The sequence below is a fragment of the Polycladospora coralii genome (genome assembly GCF_014773435.2).
Taxonomy (GTDB): Bacteria; Bacillota; Bacilli; order Thermoactinomycetales; family Thermoactinomycetaceae; genus Polycladospora; species Polycladospora coralii.
This window is the reverse complement of the sequence record NZ_JACXAG020000020.1, coordinates 1-5,050: the sequence shown is the minus strand read 5'-3', so window position 1 is coordinate 5,050 and position 5,050 is coordinate 1. Positions and strand designations below refer to the sequence as shown.

Annotated in this window: 1 protein-coding gene, 1 rRNA gene and 2 pseudogenes; 2 read left to right on the top strand and 2 right to left on the bottom strand. The window is 37.4% G+C overall.

The window, feature by feature from the left end; translation table 11 throughout:
• Positions 1–94: ribosomal RNA gene (locus IC619_RS16435) — 16S ribosomal RNA — on the top strand; the annotation flags it as partial.
• A gap of 339 nt (positions 95–433) precedes the next feature.
• Positions 434–2,338, top strand: coding sequence for a heavy metal translocating P-type ATPase (locus IC619_RS16430; RefSeq protein ID WP_191141196.1), 1,905 nt, complete (start codon positions 434–436; stop codon positions 2,336–2,338).
• Between the two features lie 79 nt (positions 2,339–2,417).
• Here the strand turns inward: IC619_RS16430 and IC619_RS17445 are convergent.
• Positions 2,418–3,044 (bottom strand): annotated as a pseudogene (locus tag IC619_RS17445) (PPC domain-containing protein); the annotation flags it as partial.
• 126 nt (positions 3,045–3,170) lie between these two features.
• Positions 3,171–4,337 (bottom strand): annotated as a pseudogene (locus tag IC619_RS17440) (S8 family peptidase); the annotation flags it as partial.
• Positions 4,338–5,050: the final 713 nt, after the last annotated feature.

The following is a 5,050-nucleotide window of genomic DNA, read 5'->3' as shown; positions in this document are numbered from 1 at the left end:
GCAAGGGATCGAGCCGCCTAAGGTGGGGCAGATGATTGGGGTGAAGTCGTAACAAGGTATCCCTACCGGAAGGTGGGGATGGATCACCTCCTTTCTAAGGACGCTCCTTCTAGGAGCTTAAATCGAATCATGACAGGTCATGTAAGCACTCTTTAGTTTTCAGGGAATAGGTAAACACGTCTTCCATAAAGGAAGGCGTGTTTTTTGATGCGGTCAGCATGAGCGACTTGTAATGATTGCATTGTTGCTCTAACATGAACACACAATTAATGTTTGTTTTCAGAAAAACAATTGACAATATTAATTATTATATTATAATTAATATAAACAAATATAATGCTTTTACCATGCGGTCCCTTCAGGGGACCGCATGCTGTCTATATCGGGTATTAAAAATGATCATTACTATCAATTAAGGAGATGGAATGAAACGATGAATAAATTAGTAAATGATCATCTCTCCTCTTATAAATTTATTAAAAATTCAGTCAAAATAGAGTTATTAGCAGCACTATGTGCAGGTGTTTTGCTTTGTATAGGATGGTTTCTCTCTATGGCTTATCCGACCCCTTCAGTTATTCTATTTTGTATGTCTTACATGATTGGAGGCTATATCAAAGCAAAAGAGGGAATCGATCAACTATTAAAAGAACGTGTTATAGATGTCAACTTTCTTATGTTTTTAGCTGCAATTGGTGCTGCGAGTATTGGATACTGGCTTGAAGGAGGATTGCTCATCTTCATTTTTGCACTTAGTGGTGCGATGGAAACGATCACACTAGCAAAAAGTGAAAGGGATCTAACGAAACTTATACAAATGAAGCCACAGTTTGCTCATTTGTATTACAGTGATGATCGTATCGAGAACATCCGAATTAAAAAAATTAAGATAGGCCAAAAGTTACTAATAAAGCCAGGTGAGCTAATTCCAGTTGATGGTGTCATTATTAAAGGGAGTTCAGATTTAAACGAATCGATGATTACCGGTGAATCAATGCCAGTTGATAAAAAAGCAAAAGACTTGGTTTTTTCTGGGGCTATGAATGGTGCAGGTTCATTGATTATGGAAGTAACTGCAACGGCTGATAATAGTATGTTTAATCGAATGATCCAACTGATTGAACAATCTAAGCAATCATTACCGCCATCACAACAAAAACTTGAAAAACTTGAACGATACTATGTAAAAGGCGTGCTATTTTTAACTGCCAGTGTGTTTAGTGTAACTTATTGGTTATTAGACTGGTCATTTTTTAGTGCTTTTTACCGGACAATGGTTTTCCTAGTAGTTGCATCTCCTTGCGCAATTGTAGTATCCATCATGCCTGCACTTTTATCTGCTATGTCATCGGGTTCTAGAAAGGGTGTGTTATTTAAAAGTGGCATACCACTAGAGAGCATCGGTCAAACTAAGGTCATTGCTTTTGATAAGACAGGTACACTTACCTATGGTGAAGCTATTGTAACCGATATTAAGAGTTGTGATAGAGAATTGGATAGCCAAAAGATCTTAAAAATTGCGGCGTCTATTGAAAATAGGTCAGAGCATCCTATAGCTAAAGCGATTGTTAAACATGCAAGAGAAAAAAATATTGTCTTACAAAGCATACACGATTTTAAATCCATAGTCGGTCACGGAGTAGAAGCAACTATACAAGGAACGAAGTGGAAACTAGGTAAACCGGGGTTATTTCATGCTGATCAAATAACACATGCGCAAAGTAAGTGGATTAAACAATTAAATAGTAAGGGAAAAACAGTTATTTTACTCGAAAAAAATGGAGGCATTGTGGGCATCATAGCCTTACGTGATTCCATTCGATCTGAAGCGATAAAAACAATTGCGGATTTAAAGCAACTGGGGGTTCATATTGTTATGCTAACAGGTGATCATTCAATTACGGCAAATGTCATAGCAAATGAAGTTGGAATTGATCAAACTTATGCGCAACTATTACCAGATGAAAAAGTAAATCGTATTCAAGCTTTGCGGCACAAATATGGTAGAGTGGCAATGATAGGTGACGGTGTAAATGATGCGCCAGCACTTTCAGCGGCAGATATTGGGTTGGCGATGGGAGGGAAGGGAACTGATATTGCAATGGAAACTGCTGATATCATCCTAATAAAAGATGACTTAAGACGATTACCAGATATAATCAGACTAAGTCGGAAGATGAATCGAATTATTCGCCAAAATATTTTATTCGCAGTATTTCTTATTATTATGCTCATATGTGCTAATTTTCTTCAACTGATTAACTTGCCGACTGGGGTAGTTGGCCACGAGGGTAGTACACTTCTTGTTATATTAAATGGGCTCCGTTTATTGCGTTAGCAAATTTGTCTTTATTTATTAAAGCGAAAAGCCTATTCATATAATATGAGTAGGCTTTTCGCTTATGAAGTAGGTATCACTATTGTTGAATAGGGATTGAGAAATCGGTTGTACTCATATCTGAAAGGGATGATGTTGCGTGATAGGCCACTTGATCAATTTTATACCCATATCCATTAACAGAATGATCACTCACTAGGTTTGAAATAGCTGTGTCTCCATCCACGATGATCCAGAAAGCGTCTAAATTTCCATCATAACTTTTAACCACTTTTCCATCTTTGTCTTTGATATGAACAAAGTCATAATTAGCTTCAGTTTCCAAACGGCTAAAGTGGAGAGCTACTTTAGAAACCCCCTCTTTTGTATAGGTGTGACTTTTATTATAGTTGTTGGTGTAAGGATGAGATGTTTCAAAAGTGAGCGGCTCATAAAACCATGTGCTTTCTGCTTGACTTGAGGCAGGGTAATTAGCTTGAAGCGTATATGATTGTGAGGTGTTGTAAGCACCATTATAACCTTCAACCTTAACAAAATAATGTCCTGGGCTAGTGGTCGTAAATGTAATTGACTCATCCGACTTACTACCTTTACGGGAACTGGCCAGCTGTTTTCCAGATGAATCAAGTAAATAGAGATCGTAATCAGCTGGTAAACTACTCAGATTAAGCCTAATCTCTCCACTAGCTTTAGTCTCAAATTTAAACCAATCGATATCGGAAGCGTTACTAATTTGACTTTGATAAGTTTTACTTGATTGTAAAGGTCCATATGCTTGTTCTTTACGATTATTAGGTTCATAGGTATCACCGGTATCTGCAGCGCTACCGCCTAGTGCTTTAAATGCATTCACACGTCCATGTGTCCATAGTCTCCCAGTACCTGAGACAGGTTCAGCAGTCTCTTCGATTGCTTGACGGATTTCGTCACGGCTTAAACCTTGAGAGGCTAAGAGAGCAGCTACACCAGCCACATGTGGCGTAGCCATAGAAGTTCCTGTTAAACGACCATATCCTCCACCTAAGGTAGTAGACATAACTTGTACACCTGGTGCGGCTACGTCTACCCAGCTTCCATAGTTCGTATTATTGTAAGGATTGTCGTATCGGTCTACTCCACCTACTGCGATTACGTTAGAGTAGTAAGCAGGAAAGTGAGGGTTTGGCTTACCATCATTTCCGGCCGCGGCAATGACTAGTGAACCTTTGTTATGTGCGTAATTTACCGCATCTTGCATGACTTGAGAGTCTTCCGAATCACCTAAGCTTAAATTAATAATGTTGGCGCCATGATCAGCGGCATAAATAATACCATTGGCTACTTCTTCGTTTGTTCCATAACCTTCTTCATTTAATACACGGACAGGCATAATCTTAACATTAGGTGCAATACCAGCTACCCCTAAACCGTTATTGGTTTTAGCAGCTACTGTTCCCGCTACATGTGTACCGTGACCTTCTTCATCATAGGGATTGCTATCATTGCTAATAAAATCATAGCCATTTATTAACTGTCCAGATAAATCAGGATGATCGGATTGGACACCTGTATCGATTACTGCTACGATCACATCTTTACTGCCTTTGTTGATATCCCATGCATCATCTGCTTGAATCAAATTAGCACCGTACTGTTGATTGGATGCATATAGTGGATCGTTTGGAGACCAGGATGCACGATATATTACTTTTTTTTCTGCATACTCCACATTGGGCATTGCATTGTAATCGGCTATCGCTTCTTCAATTGATTGACCTTCTACTTTTACAACATCAAATCCAATCTGTTGGTTTTGAGAAACTAATTCGGAGGAATGGGCGTTTAGTAAACTTTTTCGCTTTGATTGTGAAGTGTTTGGTTTGAATTTTACGATAATTTCATCATTCGTATTTAGTTTGTCAGTAGGACGCTTCGCATCCGCCTGTACTGCCTGAGGTAAAAATAAACTTGCTGCAAGACTAATTGCGGTCAAAAATGAAAAAAAGCGTGTCGTTTTGATCAAGTCATTCACTCCTTAGTGTGATTTTACATAAAAATAAATAAAATAAATATACAAAATAGTAGGTTAGTTAAATATGAGCTCCTTGAAGTACAGATTGTTAGCGGTATCGATGTGTAATGTTTTGTGTAGTCGCAATGTATGGTTGTATATAAATACAAATCCGACTTTACCAAGTGGCTTCACTGATTTTATAATACCTGAAATGTATAATAAAACAAAATTAACTGAAAGTAAATCATTATTTATAAAATTTGACTAACTTTATTAATTTTATGTAATCCATTTCCAATCTTTATCTAATTTAAAGCTCTACTTTATAGATGTAGGGGTCAGGTCCGACTCTAAAGAACAATAAATAACGCAGCGTGATGGTTACATTTGAACCATACACCAGCGATGTTAATTAACCATAATGACATGTCATCGTAGTCAAATCTAAAAAAATGGTTTGATTAATAAAGAGTTACGACGAATAAAATGGTGAATTTATATAAATTGACACGCCCTGAAGTAAAATGAACGACTAAGTACCCTTAGTGAAAAAGTAGTATAAAAAAAGGTTGCAATTAATATGGTATCATGGTATATTATTTCTTGTCGCCGCAAGCGACGCTGAAATGAATCGCACCTTGAAAATTAGATATGGAAACAAGCTGTATGAAATACACTTGGTCTTTTTTAAATGTCAAGTATATATTCACCGGAGAAGT

What these genes read in the sequence shown, in the direction of transcription:
- IC619_RS16430 (WP_191141196.1), top strand. Translation starts at nt 434, where the DNA reads ATGAATAAATTAGTAAATGATCATCTCTCCTCTTATAAATTTATTAAA.